General features: G+C 61.9%; 20 protein-coding genes, 1 tRNA gene and 1 pseudogene. 10 read left to right on the top strand and 12 right to left on the bottom strand.

All coding sequences use genetic code 11. The features are described 5' to 3' along the window. Positions 1-9 precede the first annotated feature (9 nt). The 3 genes from LZK81_RS26485 to LZK81_RS26475 all read right to left on the bottom strand — a co-directional run bounded on the left by LZK81_RS26485 (position 10) and on the right by LZK81_RS26475 (position 2,541). Positions 10-174, bottom strand: a complete 165-nt coding sequence (locus tag LZK81_RS26485; RefSeq protein ID WP_233956886.1) for a glycoside hydrolase family protein — start codon at positions 172-174, stop codon at positions 10-12. Further along, the gene (locus LZK81_RS26480) at positions 146-391 is read right to left on the bottom strand and encodes a hypothetical protein (protein ID WP_233956885.1); all 246 of its coding nucleotides are present in this window, start codon (positions 389-391) and stop codon (positions 146-148) included. The genes LZK81_RS26485 and LZK81_RS26480 overlap by 29 nt, the downstream gene beginning before the upstream one ends. A gap of 98 nt (positions 392-489) precedes the next feature. After that, on the bottom strand, positions 490-2,541 hold the full coding sequence (locus LZK81_RS26475) for a thiol-disulfide oxidoreductase DCC family protein (RefSeq protein ID WP_233956884.1): 2,052 nt from the start codon (positions 2,539-2,541) through the stop codon (positions 490-492). 316 nt (positions 2,542-2,857) lie between these two features. On the opposite strand from LZK81_RS26475, the gene LZK81_RS26470 reads away from it, so the two are divergent. Further along, positions 2,858-3,133 (top strand): hypothetical protein, encoded by a 276-nt coding sequence (locus tag LZK81_RS26470; RefSeq protein WP_233956883.1) that lies wholly within the window; start codon positions 2,858-2,860, stop codon positions 3,131-3,133. A 16-nt stretch (positions 3,134-3,149) separates the two neighbouring features. Here the strand turns inward: LZK81_RS26470 and LZK81_RS26465 are convergent, their stop codons facing one another. The 3 genes from LZK81_RS26465 to LZK81_RS26455 form a co-directional block, all read right to left on the bottom strand. Further along, on the bottom strand, positions 3,150-3,530 hold the full coding sequence (locus LZK81_RS26465; protein ID WP_233956881.1) for a hypothetical protein: 381 nt from the start codon (positions 3,528-3,530) through the stop codon (positions 3,150-3,152). A gap of 22 nt (positions 3,531-3,552) precedes the next feature. Continuing rightward, a tRNA-Leu gene (locus LZK81_RS26460) sits at positions 3,553-3,639 on the bottom strand. Between the two features lie 102 nt (positions 3,640-3,741). Continuing rightward, positions 3,742-4,044 carry a SelT/SelW/SelH family protein gene (locus LZK81_RS26455; protein WP_233956879.1) on the bottom strand — a complete coding sequence of 101 codons (303 nt, stop codon included), beginning with the start codon at positions 4,042-4,044 and terminating at the stop codon, positions 3,742-3,744. 151 nt (positions 4,045-4,195) lie between these two features. On the opposite strand from LZK81_RS26455, the gene LZK81_RS26450 reads away from it, so the two are divergent. Beyond that, the gene (locus LZK81_RS26450; protein WP_233956878.1) at positions 4,196-4,645 is read left to right on the top strand and encodes a DoxX family protein; all 450 of its coding nucleotides are present in this window, start codon (positions 4,196-4,198) and stop codon (positions 4,643-4,645) included. Positions 4,646-4,676: 31 nt separating this feature from the next. On the opposite strand, the gene LZK81_RS26445 is transcribed toward LZK81_RS26450, so the two are convergent. Then, on the bottom strand, positions 4,677-5,546 hold the full coding sequence (locus LZK81_RS26445) for an NAD(P)-dependent oxidoreductase (protein ID WP_233956876.1): 870 nt from the start codon (positions 5,544-5,546) through the stop codon (positions 4,677-4,679). 138 nt (positions 5,547-5,684) lie between these two features. Between LZK81_RS26445 and LZK81_RS26440 the strand changes: the two genes are divergently transcribed. From LZK81_RS26440 to LZK81_RS26425, 3 genes and pseudogenes are all read left to right on the top strand, one after another. Further along, positions 5,685-6,170 carry a GFA family protein gene (locus tag LZK81_RS26440; RefSeq protein ID WP_233956874.1) on the top strand — a complete coding sequence of 162 codons (486 nt, stop codon included), beginning with the start codon at positions 5,685-5,687 and terminating at the stop codon, positions 6,168-6,170. 23 nt (positions 6,171-6,193) lie between these two features. Further along, a pseudogene (locus LZK81_RS26435) lies at positions 6,194-6,695 on the top strand (maltose acetyltransferase domain-containing protein). A 127-nt stretch (positions 6,696-6,822) separates the two neighbouring features. Then, positions 6,823-7,896, top strand: a complete 1,074-nt coding sequence (locus LZK81_RS26425) for a glycoside hydrolase family 25 protein (protein ID WP_233956873.1) — start codon at positions 6,823-6,825, stop codon at positions 7,894-7,896. A gap of 93 nt (positions 7,897-7,989) precedes the next feature. Here the strand turns inward: LZK81_RS26425 and LZK81_RS26420 are convergent, their stop codons facing one another. Then, positions 7,990-9,066 (bottom strand): class I SAM-dependent methyltransferase, encoded by a 1,077-nt coding sequence (locus LZK81_RS26420; protein WP_233956872.1) that lies wholly within the window; start codon positions 9,064-9,066, stop codon positions 7,990-7,992. Between the two features lie 149 nt (positions 9,067-9,215). Between LZK81_RS26420 and LZK81_RS26415 the strand changes: the two genes are divergently transcribed. Next, on the top strand, positions 9,216-10,259 hold the full coding sequence (locus tag LZK81_RS26415) for a GlxA family transcriptional regulator (protein ID WP_233956870.1): 1,044 nt from the start codon (positions 9,216-9,218) through the stop codon (positions 10,257-10,259). A 48-nt stretch (positions 10,260-10,307) separates the two neighbouring features. Here LZK81_RS26415 and LZK81_RS26410 read toward each other — a convergent pair whose 3' ends face one another. Next, positions 10,308-11,663 carry a PLP-dependent aminotransferase family protein gene (locus tag LZK81_RS26410; RefSeq protein WP_233957830.1) on the bottom strand — a complete coding sequence of 452 codons (1,356 nt, stop codon included), beginning with the start codon at positions 11,661-11,663 and terminating at the stop codon, positions 10,308-10,310. 213 nt (positions 11,664-11,876) lie between these two features. Between LZK81_RS26410 and LZK81_RS26405 the strand changes: the two genes are divergently transcribed. Together LZK81_RS26405 and LZK81_RS26400 are read left to right on the top strand one after the other, a co-directional pair. Continuing rightward, positions 11,877-12,740 (top strand): DMT family transporter, encoded by an 864-nt coding sequence (locus LZK81_RS26405; protein WP_233956869.1) that lies wholly within the window; start codon positions 11,877-11,879, stop codon positions 12,738-12,740. 87 nt (positions 12,741-12,827) lie between these two features. Further along, positions 12,828-13,151 (top strand): hypothetical protein, encoded by a 324-nt coding sequence (locus LZK81_RS26400; protein ID WP_046609797.1) that lies wholly within the window; start codon positions 12,828-12,830, stop codon positions 13,149-13,151. Positions 13,152-13,218: 67 nt separating this feature from the next. Here the strand turns inward: LZK81_RS26400 and LZK81_RS26395 are convergent, their stop codons facing one another. From LZK81_RS26395 to LZK81_RS26385, 3 genes are all read right to left on the bottom strand, one after another. After that, on the bottom strand, positions 13,219-13,890 hold the full coding sequence (locus LZK81_RS26395) for a DUF2161 domain-containing phosphodiesterase (protein ID WP_233956867.1): 672 nt from the start codon (positions 13,888-13,890) through the stop codon (positions 13,219-13,221). Positions 13,891-13,927: 37 nt separating this feature from the next. Next, positions 13,928-15,646 carry an ABC transporter ATP-binding protein gene (locus LZK81_RS26390; RefSeq protein ID WP_233956866.1) on the bottom strand — a complete coding sequence of 573 codons (1,719 nt, stop codon included), beginning with the start codon at positions 15,644-15,646 and terminating at the stop codon, positions 13,928-13,930. A gap of 125 nt (positions 15,647-15,771) precedes the next feature. Further along, the gene (locus LZK81_RS26385) at positions 15,772-16,713 is read right to left on the bottom strand and encodes a LysR substrate-binding domain-containing protein (protein WP_233956865.1); all 942 of its coding nucleotides are present in this window, start codon (positions 16,711-16,713) and stop codon (positions 15,772-15,774) included. A 172-nt stretch (positions 16,714-16,885) separates the two neighbouring features. Here LZK81_RS26385 and speB point away from each other — a divergent pair, with 172 nt between their 5' ends. After that, a complete protein-coding gene (gene speB, locus LZK81_RS26380) occupies positions 16,886-17,944 on the top strand; it encodes an agmatinase (RefSeq protein ID WP_233956863.1) in 1,059 nt (352 codons plus the stop codon). 74 nt (positions 17,945-18,018) lie between these two features. Next, a complete protein-coding gene (locus LZK81_RS26375) occupies positions 18,019-19,107 on the top strand; it encodes an ABC transporter substrate-binding protein (RefSeq protein ID WP_046604810.1) in 1,089 nt (362 codons plus the stop codon). Positions 19,108-19,166: the final 59 nt, after the last annotated feature.

Below are 19,166 nucleotides of genomic sequence, written 5' to 3'. Positions count from 1 at the left end.
TCCATGCATTCAAAGCGCTTCCTCGCCGCGCGTCTCGCCAAAGCAGACAGTCGGAACGCCGACGATATCCTTGTAAGCGACTGTCTTCGCGCCTTCCCACGCCGCCACCAGTGCAACCGCCGCCGCGGCTATCGTGCTGCCCTTCTTAAGTCTGGTCTTCGTGGTCGGCTTCATTGGGAACTCCTGTTTGAGCGACAAGGCGCGCGACAAATGCCGCCGCTGTGGTGAGGCCGGACAGCGCGGCGAAGATGCCCTGCGGCCAATCGAGACGGTCGGCGATGTCGGGGAGCGAGAAGATCACTTCCAACCCGGAGAGGATGTCAGCGAGGATCATCAGCCGGACCGACCAGGCGCGCTTAAGCACCCGGCGCCAGTCGGCTACGAGTTTCATGGGTGATGTCCTTTGAGGTTAGGTCCGCGCAAAAGCAAAAGAGCCCCTTACGAGGGGGCCTTCATGGTAGGCTATTAAGCTCAGTAGGGCGGAATCCGCTAAAATATTACTTCACAGACAAGTCGTCTCTCGCTCGCCATATATTGGCCCCGCAATAGCAAATCTACGCTGGGAAGCGGCTCCAGGTACTGGCGATAAATAAGGGTGTCACCGTTCAGGTGTTCGTTCTCGACCAGATAGCTGACCTTCTTGCGAAACGCTTCGAATTGGCAGCCTTCCTTGCCGATTACCCCGCGCCTGAACGCCACCGTATGCCCAAAATAGACCCGGTCAGACCTGTGAGCCGCTAGGCGCTTCCCATCCTCGGAGAATATAGGAAGAAGCTGTTCGAGGCCGTCCTTGGTCTTCTTGCTGAGGGTAAACCAGTTCTCAGCCATCCGAAGATCGGTAGAATTAAACACGTTGATTGGACCGACTCCGTAGATACCGGCTGCGTTCGTCGGCGTCGCAACGGATCTCTGGATTTTCGACAGGACCTTCGGAGGGTTTTTCACCACGTACGGCAGAGGAAGCGAGATTACATAGCATGTAAGTAGGATCATTACATGACAGAAGACGGTGGAGATAGGATCACCAGGGACGACATCCTTGTGGACCATCTGACCTGTTTGCAACAGCGTATACTCTGGCTTTGGCGTGGGGATTTGGCAGACGCCGAACATCCTCGTCCGGCGCTCGGCAACGAACCTGTAGACCGCCGGTCCGCCCAAGTACCGACCAATTACGAGCGCCGGATGAAGCGGCAGCAAAAGGAACACGTGCTTCGATAAAAGCACGTAGAACTCGTAACCTTTGACTGCCTTCCCATTGCTGGCATCCACCGCGTAGAGATCCTTTTGAGCATCATCAGGGTCGATGCCGACTTCGAGAAGCCACGGAATGTTCTTGGACAGCGGCTTAAGGTGGACCCGCCTAAAGAGATCGACGGCCTTTACGAACGTCACCGTTCTATCACACAGATTGCAGCGGTCATCGTACGCCACCTGCAGCCTATTTGCGCCACTGATGAACGTCTTGGTCCAAAACAAGGCTGCCAGGAACAGGAACTCGAATTGGGCCAGCCACCCGAGCTGGAGGACGAACAGGCTCAGCCCGAAGAACAGCAAGCCCCATACGATTACATACTTGCGAAACACTCCGCCGAGAAGCACAAACGGCAGCAGCAGAAGATACCATGGCAACATCGCCCAGAGTGATACCCGCGCCAGGAAAACCGGGATCGGGCCTTGCGAAAGCAACCAACTAAACTCAGTCGAATATCTGGACATGAAGTTGTTGGTGAGCAGCATCGGACCCGCCGAGCCTGACATCCAAGCAGGCTCCGCCAGGTGGATCGAAAGCGAGTACAAGCACACGCACCAGTAGCAGGCAAGCGTCATCAGCTTCGCGAGCTGCAGTCCGGATTCGCTTGGCAATCCGTTGTCATAGTAGAACGCTGAGATGGCCCTTCCCGCGAACGTGCCACTTTTCATCAGCAACCGGTCTAGCGAAAAGTTCGCACCGGCGTTTGCAAAAATCAGGAGCACTGAAAGCATCGCTGCGATATAATTCGCCAATGTGTACGTGCTGAGGAGTCTGTCTCCCATCTGCCATTGGAAAACTATCAGGTACACGAGGGCGTATTGGGTGAAGAGACCGAATGTCACCAAGACACCGCATAGCAATCCCGTCATGGCAGTCAACCAAACAGTTGGCTGCCCCCAATCTGAGGGCCCAAGATAGGCTAAAATCCAGAAGGCTCGCTCGATCATGAAGAGCCCAAAAGCGATGCGTATGAGCGCAAATTTGGGTGCTTCTTGCTCTGGGCTTGATGCAAAGGCCCCACGTTTAGTGAGCCAGTGCGCGAGGCCACTAAGCACGGCCGCAGCCTTCACCCTGATAACTGGGTGTATGCCGAGGACGAACAATCCGATCAGTATCGAGAAGAACCCCAAAAAACGCTTCCCGAACCCGTCCCAAGTTCCGGTAGACACGACCAAGGAAAGAGCAATGATAAATATCAGGCTGGTTACGACCGTCCCTTTGCTGCGGTGCACGTTTAAAAGGGATTTCATCCCCGCTGACGTTTCCGTCGCATCAACCATACCCATCCGTCGCCTTCAGTTTCTTCGCGAAGTCTCAACTGGGGCTTATTGAAAGGCGCCAAGGGGACTGCGAACCGCTTGCTTCAGTGATTTCTGTACAAGCGAACGCTTACTTTAGAATCTTACGAAGCTCAAGGTATGACGGCGAGCCCATCGGCGGCGACCAAGTGACTTTTGAGAGCTCGGACGGGAAAAACGGGTGAGAACTCTTCTTTCTGAACCTGTTTGTACCGCGTCGGGTTGAGGGCCTGCACTACGGCGGACCGGCGCAGGCCCTTACGCCACTACTGTTTCTCAGAGGTTCGGCCAGACGATCGGCGCGATGCCGCCGATGAACTCTTCAATGGTCGGCGCGCGATCTCGCCTGCCTCGACACCGGCGCCTGCTGGAACATGTAGATCAAGGCGGCATCCTGCCAGGCGATGAAGGCTTCCGCCTCCGCCGCCCATTGCGGATTGGTGCTGCCGGCGTAGCTGACGACAGTCAGGCGATTGTCGTATTGCCGTTAGGCAGCGACGGCGTCGAGGTGATCATCGAAAGCCGACTTGTAATGATCGAGCGTCGGCACCTGGCCGGCGATCATCGCATTCCCGAATAACCTTGGCGCCATCCCATCAACTCCACTGCATGACGACACCGGAAACGGCGACATTCTTGTTGACCGTATCGATTTCCCACTTCATCGACCCGCCGGAACCAAGGCTGGAGAGGTTGATACTGTCCGCCTCGTAGACCCCTGGAAGGAATTGGTGTTGCGCCAACGTCAGAACGGCGGTTATCGCCGCCGAGAACGGCGCGACCGACGACGAGCTGATGGCAATCTTCGGATGGACCACAAAGAAGCAGACGACGCTCCACACGAAGCAGGCAAACCGCAAGAAGCTGGCGGCCGGCGCGATCCTCAAACTGAGGTCGGAACAAACGAGAATCGAAAATTGTCCCACGCCCCAAGGGGTTGGTGAAAGTAAGACAAAAAACGATGAAAATGCGAGCAAAATCAATGCTCGAAAATAGGAATGGTGCCCAGAAGAGGACTCGAACCTCCACACCCTTTCGGGTACCAGCACCTGAAGCTGGCGCGTCTACCAATTCCGCCATCTGGGCGACGGAGAGCCATGTACGGGTGTGACCTTCCCCTGTCAACTGGCTTTTTGAAGTTTCCGCGCCCGTCGCCGAAAAACCTTCACGGATCTGTCACGGACGGCCTCAGCTCTCGCGGTCTTCCTTCGCCTTGCGGTCCACGTGGCCGAGGTCGCGGTCCGGGGCGATCATGTCGCGGACCCGCTGCTTCAACTCCTTAGGCCCGGGAAACCCGCCGTCCCGCTTGCGTTCCCAGATGAGCTCGCCATTCACCTGGATCTCGAAATTACCGCCGGTGCCCGGGATCAGCGCCACTTCGCCGAGCGCATCGCCAAAGGTCTGCAAAAGCTCCTGCGCCATCCAGCCGGCCCTGAGCAGCCAATTGCACTGGGTGCAATAGAGAATCGTAATGCGCGGTTTTTCCATCATGTTTTGCCTTCTACCTTAGTCAATTTGGTCTCACGATAATGTCAACCAGAAGGGTCAGGTTTTGACCGCACGCATCTCGACAGGGAGGACGCGAACGTCAATTTGGGGCTGCAGCGACGATAGTCCCATCGTTTTCACAAAAAGAGGTCCCATGGCTCTTCAATCCACCACCCGCTCCCGCCTGATCATTCCGGCACTCGCCCCCGTTTACACCTCCGCCCATGAGATCGTCGAGACGATCCTGCGCGTGACGGCCGGCGCGCTGCTGGTTACCCACGGTTTCGGCAAGATCACCAATCCCTTCGGCGCAGCCGGCATGGTGGAAAGCCTCGGCTTCTATCCGGGCGTCTTCTGGTCGCCGCTGCTCGCGGCCACGGAATTCTTCGGCGGCATCCTCGTCGCCATCGGCCTCTTCACCCGCCCGGCCTCCTTCGCGGCGATGATCGTGCTTCTGGTCACCGTCTATTTCCATGGCATTGCCCAGAACCAAGGCCTCGCCGGCGCGGAAAAATCCATTCTCTGGGCGGCGATCTTCCTGTTCTTCGCCCTGCGCGGCGGCAACAGCCAATCGGTCGACGCCCGCCTCGGCCGGACGTTCTGACCTAGCGATCAGGGCTGAGCCTCTCCCGGGCTCAGCCTTTTCCTTCGAGCGCCAGCCGCACGACGGTGCCGAGATCCGCCTCGGCGAACCCAAGCGCCGCTGCATTCTCGAAGCTGGCGCGTGCCGCCTCGATGGCCGGCGTTGCGACGCCAAGACCGCGGGCAAGATCGAGAACCACCCCCATGTCCTTCAGCACGCCGGAGACCGGAAAGCCGACCGCCTCGGTCTCGCCGAGTATGACCGGAAGCCGGGACCGCATGGCCGGGCTCGCCGCGGGGCTGCCGGACAGGATCTCGATCATCTTGCCGCGCCCAAGCCCCGCCTTGCCGCCGAGTTCTACGGCTTCCTTCATGATCTGCCACAGCCCCATCAGCATCATGTTGTTGACGAGCTTGGCGGAGGCGCCATCGCCCAGCGTCCCGACATGGTGAATCCTGTTCGAGAGACTTTCCGCGACCGGCAGGAAACGCTGAAAGTCCTTCTCCGCGCCACCGATATAAAGGCCGACCGCGCCCGCCAGCAGCATTTCCGGCCCGCCGGAAATCGGCGCGTCGAGAAGCGCCGCCCCCGCCTTGCCCATCGCATCCTGATGGACACGTAGCGTCTCGGGACTGACGGTGCTGGTATCGACGATCAGCCTGCCGGTGAGATCGGCGGCGGTGAGCTTACCGAGCATCGCGTGCACCGCGGCATCGTCGAGCAGTGCCAGGATGACGATATCCGAAGCATCGAGAAGCGCAGCTAGGTCAACTGACGTGGCGATCCCGATGGCCGCAGCCTTGTCCGCGGAAAGGCCGCTGCGTGTCCATCCCGTCACCGCAAAGCCCTGCGTTGCGAGGCGTTCCGCCATGGCGCTACCCATCCGGCCCAGGCCGACGATACCAATGCGCTCTCTTGTCATACGTTTGATCCTGCTCATGTCGTGTTCGCGAACTTTAAAGCAGAACCTGCCGATCTCGTCTTGTTCATTTTGCGTTGCGAGAGGACTGAGGAATATTTCATATTCGACGTGCGTAATCTGAGGGAGCCCGGACGGAAGATGAGCGAAATATTCGAGGGCGGCTGCTTCTGCGGCAAAGTGCGTTATCGCATGCATGGGCGGCCGATGTTCATCCATTGCTGCCATTGCACCGATTGCCAGCAGCAGACAGGCGGCGCCTTTGCCATCAATGCGCTGATCGAAGCCGACCGGCTGGAAATCACCGAGAGCCACCCGGTCGCTGTGGCCATGAAGACCGATAGCGGCCTGCCCCACGATATCTACCGCTGTCCGCAATGCCAGACAGCGGTCTGGAGCGACTACGGCCGGCGGCAATGGATGCTGTTCATCCGGGTTCAGACGCTCGAAAGGCGCTCCGAGTTTTCCCCCGACGTACATATATTCACCCGCTCGAAGGTCGGCTGGGTGGGCCTGCCGGAAGGCGCTAACGTCTTCGATGAATATTATAGTACGAAGACGATGTGGCCGCCCGAAAGCCTCGCGCGGCGCGAGGCTGCCCGGGTCAAGGCCGGGGCGGAACGCTGAAGCGGGAAAGATCACGAGACGGGATGGCGAGCGAACGCGAAAAGATGGCGGCTGGCGAGTGGTATTGCTGCCTCGATCCTGAACTCGATGTTTTGAGGAACAAGGCACGCATTGCCGTCCATGCGCATAACACCATGCCGCCCGCCGAGCGGGGTGCAATGGCGCCTGCCCTGCGCATGCTGTTCGGCGCAGCGCCCGACGCATTTCTGGAAGCGCCCTTCCACTGCGCCTACGGCTTCAATGTCTTTCTTGGGCAAGGCGTCTATCTGAATGCCGGCTGCACGATCCTCGATACCGCACCGGTCAGAATCGGTGCCCGTTCGATGCTGGGGCCGGGCGTCCAGCTCTATTGCGCCGATCAGCATTGGCGCCGACGTCTGGATTGGTGGCGGCGCGATCATTCTCGGCGGCATCACGATCAGCGACGGAGCGATCGTCGGGGCGGGCTCCGTCGTCACACGGGACGTGCCGCCGGGCGCCACGGTCGCGGGAAATCCGGCGCGGTTGATCACGCCGCGCGGCTGATTTCAGAACATCTCCGCGCGTAAAGATTGGATTCAGCATTTTTTGGTAATTTTCCGTTAGCAATTCCTGTCGGGGTTTATCGACGGCGGGGGCGGCCGTCTTTGTTGTCTTGCGTACGGGTTTCAAAATGCGTTTATCGGCTGTGCCAGCACTCCTCGTCACCTGCCTCGCCCTGGCGGGCTGCGCTTCGGCATCCGGTCCGGACGAGCTGGCCGCCGGCGTCGCGACCCAGGAGAAGACAGGCTCGGTCGATCTGCCCGCCGCCCCCGTCCCGTCGGTCGGTGTCGGCAAGACCTCGCGCCTCGGCGCGCCGCAAGTCCCCCAGCAGCAGACCTTGCCGCAGCAGCAGGATATCGCCTGGAACGGTCCGATGCCGGCGCCGCAAGCCTTCGCGCGGGAAACGACGGTCGGCATGCCGCTTCCCGCCGAACGACCGGTCGCCATGCTGATGCCCGACAGCCCGGAGGCGGAACCCGCCCCCCGCAGAGGGCGCATGCAGATTTACAGCCGCCAGTTCCGCGATGCCAAGCCGATCAATTTCGGCAGGGTTTCGCCGAGAAGCTACCCGGTGCACGGCGTCGACGTGTCGCGCTGGCAGGGTGACATCGACTGGGCGAAGCTCCGGACCCAGGGCGCCAACTTCGCCTATATCAAGGCCACCGATGGCGGCGACCATCTCGATCCGATGTTCAGGACCAATTGGCGAAGAGCCAAGGAGGCGGGCATCAGGCGCGGCGCCTACCATTTCTTCTACTGGTGCCGCACCGCCGGCGAACAGGCCGACTGGTTCATCCGCAACGTGCCCCGCGACCCGGACGCGCTGCCGCCCGTGATCGACGTCGAATGGAACGGCGAGTCGAGTTGCAAGGCAAAACTCTCCCGCGCCCGGGTGCTCGAAAAGATGCAGGTCTTCATGGACAAGCTGGAGCGCTATTACGGCCAGCGGCCGATCATCTACACGGCACCGGACTTCTACGAGGACAACCTGTCGGGCGAGCTGCTCAACTATCCCTTCTGGCTGCGCGCCGTCGCCCAGCATCCTTCCAAGGTCTATCCGGGCCGCAGGTGGCTGTTCTGGCAATATTCCGGCTCCGGCCTGTCGCACGGCGTCGACGGCAAGATCGATCTCAACGTCTTCCACGGCTCGGAAGAGCAGTGGCAAAACTGGGCCTCGCCGCGCACGACGATTGCACAGAATTAAACGCCGGCAACGAGGCAGGCGAAAGAACAAAGCGCGCAGGGCCTGTGAAACCTGCCCCGCGCGCTCCCTGGAGGTTACGTCAATGCGGCCGGATTACAGCCGCGCCTCGAGGACGAGGTTGAACGGCGTCGCCATCGCCCGTCGGAAGCGGGTGAAGCCGGCCTTGTAGAAAATCTCCCGCAGCCTTGCTTCGCCGGCTTGCGCGCCGAGCACCATGTGGCCGCCGTCGGAAATCGCGTGGGCGCAGCAGATCGTCGTCGACGCGGCGTAATACATGCGGGCGACGGGCGAGATGTTGTCGTCGACGCGGTCGTTGGCGAAGGGCTCGACCAGCATCACCGTACCATCCGGCGCAAGCGTTCTCGCCGCATGCCGGGCTGCCGCCAACGGGTCGCCCATGTCGTGCAGGCAATCGAAGAAGCAGATCAGGTCATAGCCCTTGCCGGGATAGTTTTCGGCGCGCGCCGTCTCGAACGCGACCCGTCCGGTGACACCCGCTTCTGCCGCGATCTTGCGGCCTTCGTCGAGGGATACCCGATGCGTATCGAAGCCACGGAAACGCGAAGCCGGGAAAGCCTGCGCCATCAGCACCGTGGAGTGACCATGGCCGCAGCCGACATCCGCCACCGAGGCGCCGGTCTTCAGCTTGTCGACCACACCATCGAGCGCCGGCAGCCATTCCGGGACCAGACTTGCCTTGTAGGCGTTGCGATAGAGCGAGGCGACGCCGCAATAAAGCCGGCCGTCATGGTCGCCCCAAGGAATGCCGGAACCCTTGCGAAAGGCCTCCAGTGCCTTTTCCTCGTCCGACCACATGGAAGCCGGCACGCCCCAGGCGGCGGCGAGGAAGACCGGGCTATCCTCGTTGGCAAGCACCAGTGCCTGTTCCGGGGTAAGTTCGAAGCTGTCGCTGACGGCATGAAACAGAACATAACCGCCGGCAACCTGCGAATTCAGCCACTCGCGGATATAACGTTCGGCGCAGCCGGTACGGGTCGCCAGTTCGTGGGCACTGAGCGGTCCGGCCCCGGCCATCGCCTTATAGAGGCCGAGACGGTGGCCGATACTGACCATGACGCCTCCGTACCCCGCCGATAGATCGCCGATGGCGCGGGAAACGATCGCGTCCAGCTTGGCCGGATCGATCTCGTGTGTCTTGACGTAGTCCATATTGCTATCTCCTGTTCCTTCATCGGAATTTGATGATGACAAAGGATCGCAGGTCCGAACCGGTTGGGGCAGAGCGGGAAAATCCACAATCGGGCCGTTTGCGCCATTCTCAGGCTCGGTGTACGGATTTGATCATTGGAGGGATCGTTATGCCGCGTGAGGCGACCGGGACAAGTTTGAAGCCGCTGCATGTAAGCCTGGTGGCCATTCCCGACGCCGTGGTCTCGACGCTGAGCGGCGTCTTCGACGTGATGAACGCCTTTTCCGTCCTGCCGCCGCCGGACGTTGCGATAACCCGCCCGTTCGAAGTCCAGATTGTTGGAATAGAGACCGGGCCGCTGACGCTCGCGAGCCTTGTGCCGGTCACCGTCCAGCGCAGCATCGCCACGGTTGAGGCGACCGATATCGTCATCGTTCCGTCGATCCTGCTGAGGCCGGACGGCTGGCGGAAAGGCCGCTACCCGGAGCTGGTCGACTGGGTAAACCGGATGCATGCGGGCGGCGCGCTGATATGTTCGGCCTGTTCAGGCATTTTCCTGCTGGCCGAGACCGGCCTCTTCGACGGCGCCGATGCGACCGTGCATTTCGGTTATGCCGGTGCCTTCGCGGCCGCCTTTCCGCAGGTGCCGATCCATCCCGAACGAGTGCTGGTGGTTTCCGGACGGCGCGAAGAGCTGATCAGCTCGGGCGCCTCGATGACCTGGCACGATCTCGTTCTCTACCTTATCGCGCGCCATATGGGCGCCGCGGCCGCCCGATCGATTGCGCGCTTCTTCGCGCTGCAATGGCATCAGGACGGGCTCGCCCCCTATATCGTCTTCGAAGGCCGCAAGGACCATGGCGACACGGCGATCCAGGCGGCACAGGATTGGGTCGCAACCCGCTTTTCCGTGGCAAACCCGCTCGAGGAGATGATCCTGCGAGCCGGTCTTACCGAACGCACGTTCAAGCGTCGTTTCACGGCCGCAGCAGGTGTCAGCCCGATCGCCTACGTGCAGCGCCTCAGGATCGAGGAGGCCAAGCGCCGGCTGGAGGGGACGGAAGCTTCGGTCGACGAGATCAGCTGGCAGGTCGGTTATGAAGAGCCCGCCTTCTTCCGCCGTCTGTTCAAGCGCGTCACGGGCCTGGCACCCGGCGCCTACCGGCGGCGTTTCCAGATCCCGGATTTTGCGCGCTCGGACAAGAATACCTGACGACCGAACCCCGATCGGAAGCTCTCAACCCGTTATCGACCCAGGCCGTCATCGACCCAAGGCGTCGAGCGCCCGTCCGAGGCTCCGGAATATCCGCGCATCCTCCGACTGCGCCACGTTGAAGCGCAGGAAGCTGCCGGCGTTCTGGGAGAGGCTGAATGCGTTGCCGGGAGCCAGCACGATATTGTCGGCGAGGCAGGCGCGCGCCACATCCGCCGCCTCTATCCCGTTCGGAAGCCTGCACCAGAGAAACAGGCCGGCGCGCGGCTGCAGCCAGGGCGAGATGCCGAGCGTCGCAAGGTGCCCCGTCGTCGCCTCCATTGCCCGCGACAGCCGGACGCGCAGTTCTTCCAGATGTTTCCGGTAGCTGCCATCGGTCAACAGCAGCAATACGAGCTCCGAGGATAGCCGGCCCGCCGCGAAGCTCGTGGCAATCTTCAGGTCGACCAGACCCTCGATCCATTCCCGCCTGGCGGCGATGAAGCCGCAGCGCACCGAAGCCGACAGCGTCTTCGAAAAGCTGCCTATATGCACCACCCGGTCGAGCCCGTCGAAGGCGGCCAGACGCGGCGCCGGCTCGTGTTCCAGATCCGCGAAGATGTCGTCCTCGATGACCGTCAGCCCGGCCCGGTCGGCCAGTTTCAACAGCCGATGTGCCACAACCGGCGAAAGCGTCGCGCCGGTCGGATTGTGGATCGCCGAATTGGTGATGTAGAGCCGCGGCTTGTGCTCCTCGATCGCCTGGCCGAACGCCTCGATATCCGGCCCGGCCGGCGTCATCGGCACGCCGACGACTTTTGCACGATGCGCACGCAGCAGGGCGTGGAAATTGAAATAGCAGGGATCGTCAACCAGGACCGCATCGCCCGGCTCGATCAGGAGACGGCAGAGAAGGTCGATCGCCTGGGTGCCGGATTCAGTGAGGATGATCTGGTCCGGAGCCGCCGGTATGCCGTGCTCGCTCATCCGGCGGGAGAGGAGTTGCCGCAGTTGCGGTGAGCCAAGCGGCGTACCGTAGTCGCACAGGACCCGATCCTCGGTACGCGACAGGCTGCGCAAAGCCCTTCGGATCGCGGCCTCGGGCATCCAGGAGGACGGCAGCCAACCGCAGCCGGGCTTCAACAGGTCGCCATCCTCCAGCGCCTGGCGTGACACCCAGAACGGATCGATGGCCCGGTCGAGCTTCGGGCCGATCTCGGAGAGCGACAGCGGCGCCAGCGGGCTCGACACATAGAAACCCGATCCCGGCCGGGAGCGGATCAACCCCTCTGCGGCCAGCCGCTCATAGGCCTCCACCACCGTCGAGGCGGAGACATGCATCGCCTTGGCGAACGCACGCACCGAAGGAAGCCGTGCGCCAGGCACCAGTCCGCGGCCGGCGATGCGACTGCGGATCTCCGCCATGACGGCCCCGATACGCTGGCCACCGCCCTTCTGATCCGCCCTTGCATCCACCGTAGTGCTCCATAAACCATAACAGTTTCTGGAAATTGTATCGCATTGTCTCTGGCGCCGCCATGGCTTCCGGCCGATAGCGGGGAAATACCCAAGGAATGCCTGCGATGAACGTCCAAGGGAGGTGTTCAAGGGCAAAGCTTGGAAATCAGGAGACTTTCGATGAACAACACGACAAGCGGCTGGATCAGCGGTTTCGTTGGCGTTTTGATCTTCAGCGGGTCGCTTCCCGCTACCCGCATTGCCGTTGCGGATTTCGATCCGCTGTTCCTGACCGTGGCGCGGGCCACGATCGCCGGGCTGCTCGCCATATGCCTGCTGCTGGCCTTTCGCGAAAGACGCCCGGCGCGGTCCGATCTTCTGCCGCTCGCCATCGTTTCGCTTGGCGTCGTCATCGGCTTTCCGCTGCTGACGGCGCTGGCGCTGAAACACATTACCTCGGCTCACTCCATCGTGTTCGTCGGCCTGCTGCCGTTGTCGACAGCGATCTTCGGGGTGCTGAGGGGCGGCGAACGCCCGAAGGCCGTCTTCTGGCTGTTCTCCTGCCTCGGCAGCGCCATCGTCGCCGGCTTCGCGCTGTTTCAGGAAGAGGCCGCCTCCTCGGTCGGCGATCTCCTGATGCTGGGGGCGATCATCGCCTGCGGGCTCGGTTATGCGGAAGGCGCCAGCCTGTCGCGCAAACTCGGCGGATGGCAGGTCATCTCCTGGGCGCTGGCACTTTCCCTGCCTGTGATGCTGACCCTGTCGATCGCCGCGATGCCGGTCTCCTTGCCCGATCTCGACAGCACGTCCTGGCTCGGTCTCGCTTATGTCTCGCTGTTCAGCATGCTGATCGGATTCATCTTCTGGTATCGCGGCCTGGCGCTCGGCGGCATTGCCGGAGTAAGCCAGCTGCAGCTTCTTCAGCCCTTTTTCGGCCTGGTTCTGGCCGCAGCACTTCTCGGCGAAAAGGTCAGTCTCGGCATGTTCGCCGCGACGCTTGCGGTGGTTGCCTGCGTTGCAGGCGCCAAGAGATTTGCACGTTAATTCGGCACGACCTGCTTGCGTCGTTCACGAATTCGGGAACCAAACGCGTACCGAGGCATTATCCGGCTGCAGAAGGAGGAAGCAATCATGACTTTTGATCCCAATGACAGAAAGTTCGAGACCCGTGATCCGGACCTCCGGGCCACCGAAGTCCGGAGCAGCACCTCTTCGTGGGTACCGTGGGTAGCCGTGATCGCGGTCATTCTGGTCGGCGCTTTCGTATGGTCGCAGATGGGCGGTTCCTCGACCGACCCGCAGACTACGTCTTCGACCAACCCGCCGGTAACCGACAACTCCACGTCGTCCCCCGCACCGGCTCCGATGACCCCGGCAGCTCCGCCGGCAGCTAGCCCCGCTCCGGCAACTCCGCCGGCAGGTGGTGCAACTGGCGGCACCGGTACGCAGCCGTAAGGTTGGTGCTTGAGAGATAAACAAAGCCGCCCGCCTTTCGAAGCGGGCGGCTTTTCTGTTGATGCAATTAAAGCTCGATCTCGCCCGGCACCGGCTGCGGCCAGCGCTGCAGCGCCTGCCGCCCGACCTCGGTGAGCCCATAGACGCCCTTGTCGATGCGCTCGAACCAGCCGTAATAATTGGCCCGCAGGATCGTGCCGGCGGTAGGCGCCGCCTGCTTCATGTCGCGCGGCCGGAGCGGGCCGCCGCTAAGCGCCGAAGCGCAGGCGAGCGCTTGCTGACGATAGGCGGTCATGACCGGTACCTTGGTGCTGCCGCCGACGGCCGGATCGCCTTTGCGCTTGCGATGTTCCTTGACCAGCCGCGTGCGCCGTTTCGGGTTGGTGCGCGGCATCGGCGAGACCGAACTGACCAGCACGCTCACCTCGCCCTGATCCGAGACGCCGAGCATGCCTATCCCGAGCCGGCGGCAGAGATCGCGATACCGCTTGTCCGCCTCCCGGCCTCTGCCCTTGGCGGAAACACGTGCCGCTATCCAGACCTCATCCGAAACACCGGCCCGGTCGACCGCCTGCAGGATCAGTTCGAGATTGAAAGTGAGCTTCAGCTCGCAGATGACAACGACGGCCGGATCCGTCCCGCTCAACCCCACCAGATCGCAGCCGCCTACCTCCCCCTTCACCTCGTATCCGAAGCTTTCGAGAAAGGTTTTGACGGGGAGATAAAGCGAAGTTTCCATGCGGTCCGGCGGCGGTGAATCAGGTCGGCGGACATTATCACATCGTCCCCACCTGCGCCGCGTGCAGCCTGGTATAGGCACCACGTTTGGCGATAAGGTCCTGGTGGGTGCCCTGTTCGAGGATGCCGTTGCCGTCGATTACGACGATGCGGTCGGCGCCCTGGATGGTGGCGAGGCGGTGGGCGATGATCAGGGTCGTGCGGCCTTGCGAGAGCTCGGCGAGCGAGCGCTGGATGGCGCGTTCCGTCTCGGTATCGAGCGCCGAGGTGGCCTCGTCAAGGATCAGGATCGGCGGGTTTTTCAGGAACATGCGGGCGATCGCCACCCGCTGTTTCTGGCCGCCCGAGAGTTTCACCCCGCGCTCGCCGATCACCGTGTCGAGCCCCTGCGGCAGGCCGGCGAGCATTTCTTCCAGCCGCGCCTGTCGTGCCGCCTCGATAATATCCGTTTCGGTGGCGCCGAGGCGTCCGTAGGCGATGTTTTCGCGGATCGTCCCGCCGAACAGGAAGACGTCCTGCTGGACGATGCCGATCTGCTGGCGCAGCGACACCTTGGTCATCTTGCGGATGTCCATGCCGTCGATGGTGATGCTTCCGCCCCCGATCTCGTAGAAGCGCGGCAGCAGCGAGCATATGGTTGTCTTGCCGGCGCCCGAAGGGCCGACGAAGGCGATCGTCTCGCCGGCGCGGATCGAAAGATTGACGTTTTCGAGCACCGGCTTGTCCGGGCTGTAGCCGAAGGAGACATTCTTATAGGCGATCTCACCCTTGAGGTGATCGACATCCATCGCATCGGGCGCATCAGCGATATCCGGCTCGGTGTCGATGAGTTCAGTGAAGCGGCGGAAACCGGCAATGCCCTTGGGATAGGTCTCGATCACCGAGTTGATCTTCTCGACCGGGCGGAAGAACACGCCGACCAGCAGCAGGAAGCCGATGAAGCCGCCGGCGGTCAGTTCGCCCGACAGCACGAAATAGGCGCCGGCGATCATCACCACCATCTGGGTAAGCCGCATGCTCATGTAGCTGAGCGAGCTGCTGGCGGCCATCAGCTTGTAGGCATCGAGCTTGACGCGCCGGTAGTTCTGGTTGTCCTGTTCGAACAGTGTCCGCTCATGTTGCTCGTTGGCAAAGGCCTGCACCACGCGGATGCCGCCGACATTCTCCTCGATACGGGCGTTGAAATCACCCACACGCTGGAACAGCCGGCGGAAATTATCGGTCATGCGGCCGCCGAAATGGCTGGTGACCCAGGCGGTCAGCGGCACGACGAAAGCGGTGATCAGCGCCAGCTGCGGGTTGACCGAGAACATCAGCGCGAGAGCCCCGGCAAAGGTCATGATGGCGATGAACAGATCTTCCGGTCCGTGATGGGCGACCTCGCCGATCTCTTCCAGGTCCTTTGTGAGGCGCCCGACGATATGGCCGGTCTTCTGGTTGTCGAAATAGCTGAACGAGAGCTTCTGGAGATGGTTGAAGGCGGCCCGGCGCACGTCCGTCTCGATATTGATGCCGAGCATGTGGCCCCAATAGGTGACGATCGCCATCAGGCCCGTATTGATCACATAAATCACCAGCAGTGCCGCCGAGGCGAGCAGGATCAGCAGCCATTCCTGGCTGAGGAGAAGCCGGTCGACGAACAGCTTCACCGCCATCGGAAAACCAAGTTCCAGCACACCCGAAATGATCGCGCAGCCGAAATCCAGGATGAAAAGCCCGCGGTATGGCCGGTAATAGGCAAAGAAGCGACGAAGCATCGGACACTCTATGAAATCAATAGATGAGCAACGGTGGCAGGTTTTCGAACCCCGCTTAGCCGGGTTCGCCTTCAAGGTAAACCTCCGCTCTCCTGATCGCCCGGACAATGGATATGGGATAGATATCAGGCGCGGCGGCTGCGCAACAGCGTGCGAGCCGAGGTATGCGGTTCGGCGAGCTGATCGGCCTCCAGCGAGGCGAACAGCCAGTCGATAAAGACCCGCACGATCGGTGCCGAACGCATGGCCGGCCGGCAGGCGACGTAGAAGGCGTCATTGGCCGGAACGCTGAGGTCGAAAGGCACGACCAGCTCGCCGCGGGCGATCAGCTTGCTGGCGGTGATCGTGTCGCCGAGCGCAATCCCCTGGCCATGCAGCGCCGCTTCCGTCGAAAACCGGGCGTCGCCCATGAAATATTGCTGCCGGCGCGGCAGGTCGACGGCGTCAGCGGCGGAAAGCCAGGTGTTCCACTCACGCCCGTCCGCATCGCCATGCAGCAGGACATGATCTTCCAGGTCGTGCATCGAGCGTAGCGGCCGGCTGTTCAGCAGAGTCGGGCTGGCGACCGGGAAGAGCTGCAGGTTGCTCCAGAGCCGCGTCCAGGCATCCGGCCAATTGCCGTCACCATAAAGAACGGCGACGTCGACATCCGAGGAATGCAATACCGCCGGATCGTTGGAAGCGGCGAGCTTCAGCCTGACACCCGGAAACTGCTCGGTGAAGGAATTGAGGCGCGGCACGATCCAGAAGGACAGCAGCGCCGGCACGCAGGTGATCGACAGCTCGCCCGATGTCGCCGGCCGCTTCATCAGCGCCGTCGCGGCGGCGATCTCGCCGAACGCCTGGCTGACGGCGGGCAGCAGCAGCGCGCCCTCCGAGGTGAGCTTCAGTCGCTTGGCGCCGCGTTCGAACAGCGAGACCTGCAGCGAGTTTTCCAACGCCTTGATCTGGTGGCTGACCGCGCCGTGGGTGACGTTGAGCTCCCGGGCCGCCGCGGAAACCGAACCGCGGCGGGCCGTTGCCTCGAAGGCACGCAGCGGATTGAGGGGCGGCAGCCGGTTGGTCATTTCATTCCTTGGATTGAACCTAAGTGTTAGTTTTTCTCACAGCTACCGCTAGAACAATCTCAATTGCTTTTCCACCCGCACCTGACGGATAATGATGAAAACAAGGGCGACAAGCCCGGTGGAACAAAAAATAGGCTGCGCACAAGCGGCCCTGCAGGCAGGTGAGGCGATCATGACATTCGACGCGAAGAAGCTCGACGAATTGCGCGCAAAATATCTCGACAGCCCCGGCGGCGAGATTTTCGATCCGAAATTCAAAAAGGTCGGCGAAAAAATCTTCGACAAGGCCGGCACCCGCGTCGCGCCCTATGCGGGCATTCCCACGCTTCTCGATGCGCCCTACAGGCCACTCGATGCGGAGAACCCGGATTTCGGCGACCTGCAGGTGGCGATGGTCGGCATGCCGATGGATCTCGGCGTCACCAACCGCCCGGGCTCACGTTTCGGGCCGCGGGCGCTGCGCACGATCGAGCGTGTCGGCCCCTACAACCACGTGATGGAATGCGCGCCGATCTACGAACTGAATGTCGCGGATATCGGCGACGTTGCCTTCCGCAGCCGCTATCGGCTGGAAATGAGCCATGACGACATCGAAAAGCGCGTGGGCCAGATCGTCGATGCCGGCGTATTACCGCTCTCGGTCGGTGGCGACCATTCGATCACCCATCCGATCCTGAAGGCGGTCGGCAAAAAGGCGCCTGTCGGCATGATCCATATCGACGCCCATTGCGATACGAGCGGCTTTTTCGACGAGACCAAGTTCCACCACGGCGGCCCGTTCCGCAACGCGGTGCTCGACGGCGTGCTCGATCCGACCCGGACGGTCCAGATCGGCATCCGCGGTGCTGCCGAATACCTCTGGGAGTTTTCCTACGAGTCCGGCATGACCGTCATCCATGCGGAGGAAGTGACCGGCATGGGGCTGCCCGCGATCATCGAGAAGGCGAAAAAGATCGTCGGAGACGGCCCGACCTATGTCTCCTTCGACATCGACAGCCTCGACCCGAGCTTTGCGCCCGGCACCGGAACGCCGGAGATCGGCGGGCTCACCACCCGCGAAGTGCTGGAACTGGTCCGTGGCCTCAAGGGCATCAACATCGTCGGCGGCGACGTGGTCGAGGTGGCGCCGCAATATGACGCGACCAACAACACGGCGCATGCGGGCGCCCAGATATTGTTCGAAATTTTGAGCCTGATGGTCTTCAGCCCTTCCGTGAAGGGCCGCACCTGACGTAAACTGCAATCAATTGGGGAACTCGCCAGCCGGCCAAGCACCGGCAGGCCTAAAAAACAAAGGAGAAAATCATGCGTGACATTCTGAACGCCAAACTCGGCCGGCGCGGCGTGCTCGGTGCCGGTCTCGCCGGCGCCTCCATGCTGGCCATGCCCTCGGTGCTGCGCGCCCAGGACAAATCGCTGAAGGTCGGCGTCTATGGCGGCTTCTTCAAGGATTCGTTCGACAAGAACATTTTCCCGGACTTCACCAAGGCGACCGGTATCGCCATCGAATCCGTCGCCGAGCCGACCGGCGAAGCCTGGCTGGTTCAGCTCGAGCAGGCCGCCAAGGCGGGTGCCGCTCCGGCCGACGTCTCGATGATGTCGCAGGTTGCCATGCTGAAGGGCCAGACGACCAAGCTCTGGGCGCCGCTCGACGCCGCCAAGCTGCCGAACGCCAAGAACCTTATCGACAACTTCGTCAATAAGTACCCGGACGGCAAGATCGCCGGCATCGGCGCCGTCTCCTGGTACATCACGCTGGTGACCAATACGCAGGCCTACAAGGAAGCCCCGACCTCCTGGGCAGCCCTGTGGGACAAGGCGAATGCCGACAAGCTCGGCCTTTTGGCGCTTGTCTCCAACTCCTTCCTGCTCGAAGTGACCGCGAAGACCTTCATGGGAGGCACCAAGGCGCTCGACACCGACGAGGGCATCCTCAAGGCGCTCGAAAAGCTGTCCGAAGTGAAGCCGAACGTCCGCCTCTGGTATCGCGACGAGGCGCAGTTCGAACAGGCGCTGAAGTCGGGCGAGATCCCGATGGGCCAGTATTATCACGACGTCACCGGTCTTGCCGCCTCGCAAGGGAGCCCGGTCCGCTCCACCTTCCCGAAGGAAGGCGGCATCCAGGATTCGGGCTGCTGGGCGCTGTCGCGTGCCTCGAAGAAGACCGAGGAAGCGCACACGTTCATCAACTACATGTGCCAGCCGGCCATCCAGGCGACTCTCTCGCGGAAAGTCGGCACCTCGCCGACCGTCAAGCGCGACCTGCTCGACCTCACCGCCGCCGAATTCGCCTCGGTCTCCTCCGATATCGAGCCGATCATCCCGCGCTACGATCTCTACCAGACCAAGTCCGACTTCCTGAACCAGAAGTGGACGGAGATGATCGCGGGCTAAGATTGCCATCTGGCTGCCCCTCATCCGGCTGCCGCCACCTTCTCCCCGTTTTCACGGGG

Origin of the sequence: Neorhizobium galegae, assembly GCF_021391675.1 — a bacterium.
Classification (GTDB): Bacteria; Pseudomonadota; Alphaproteobacteria; order Rhizobiales; family Rhizobiaceae; genus Neorhizobium; species Neorhizobium galegae_B.
This window is presented reverse-complemented; position numbering and strand designations above follow the sequence as displayed.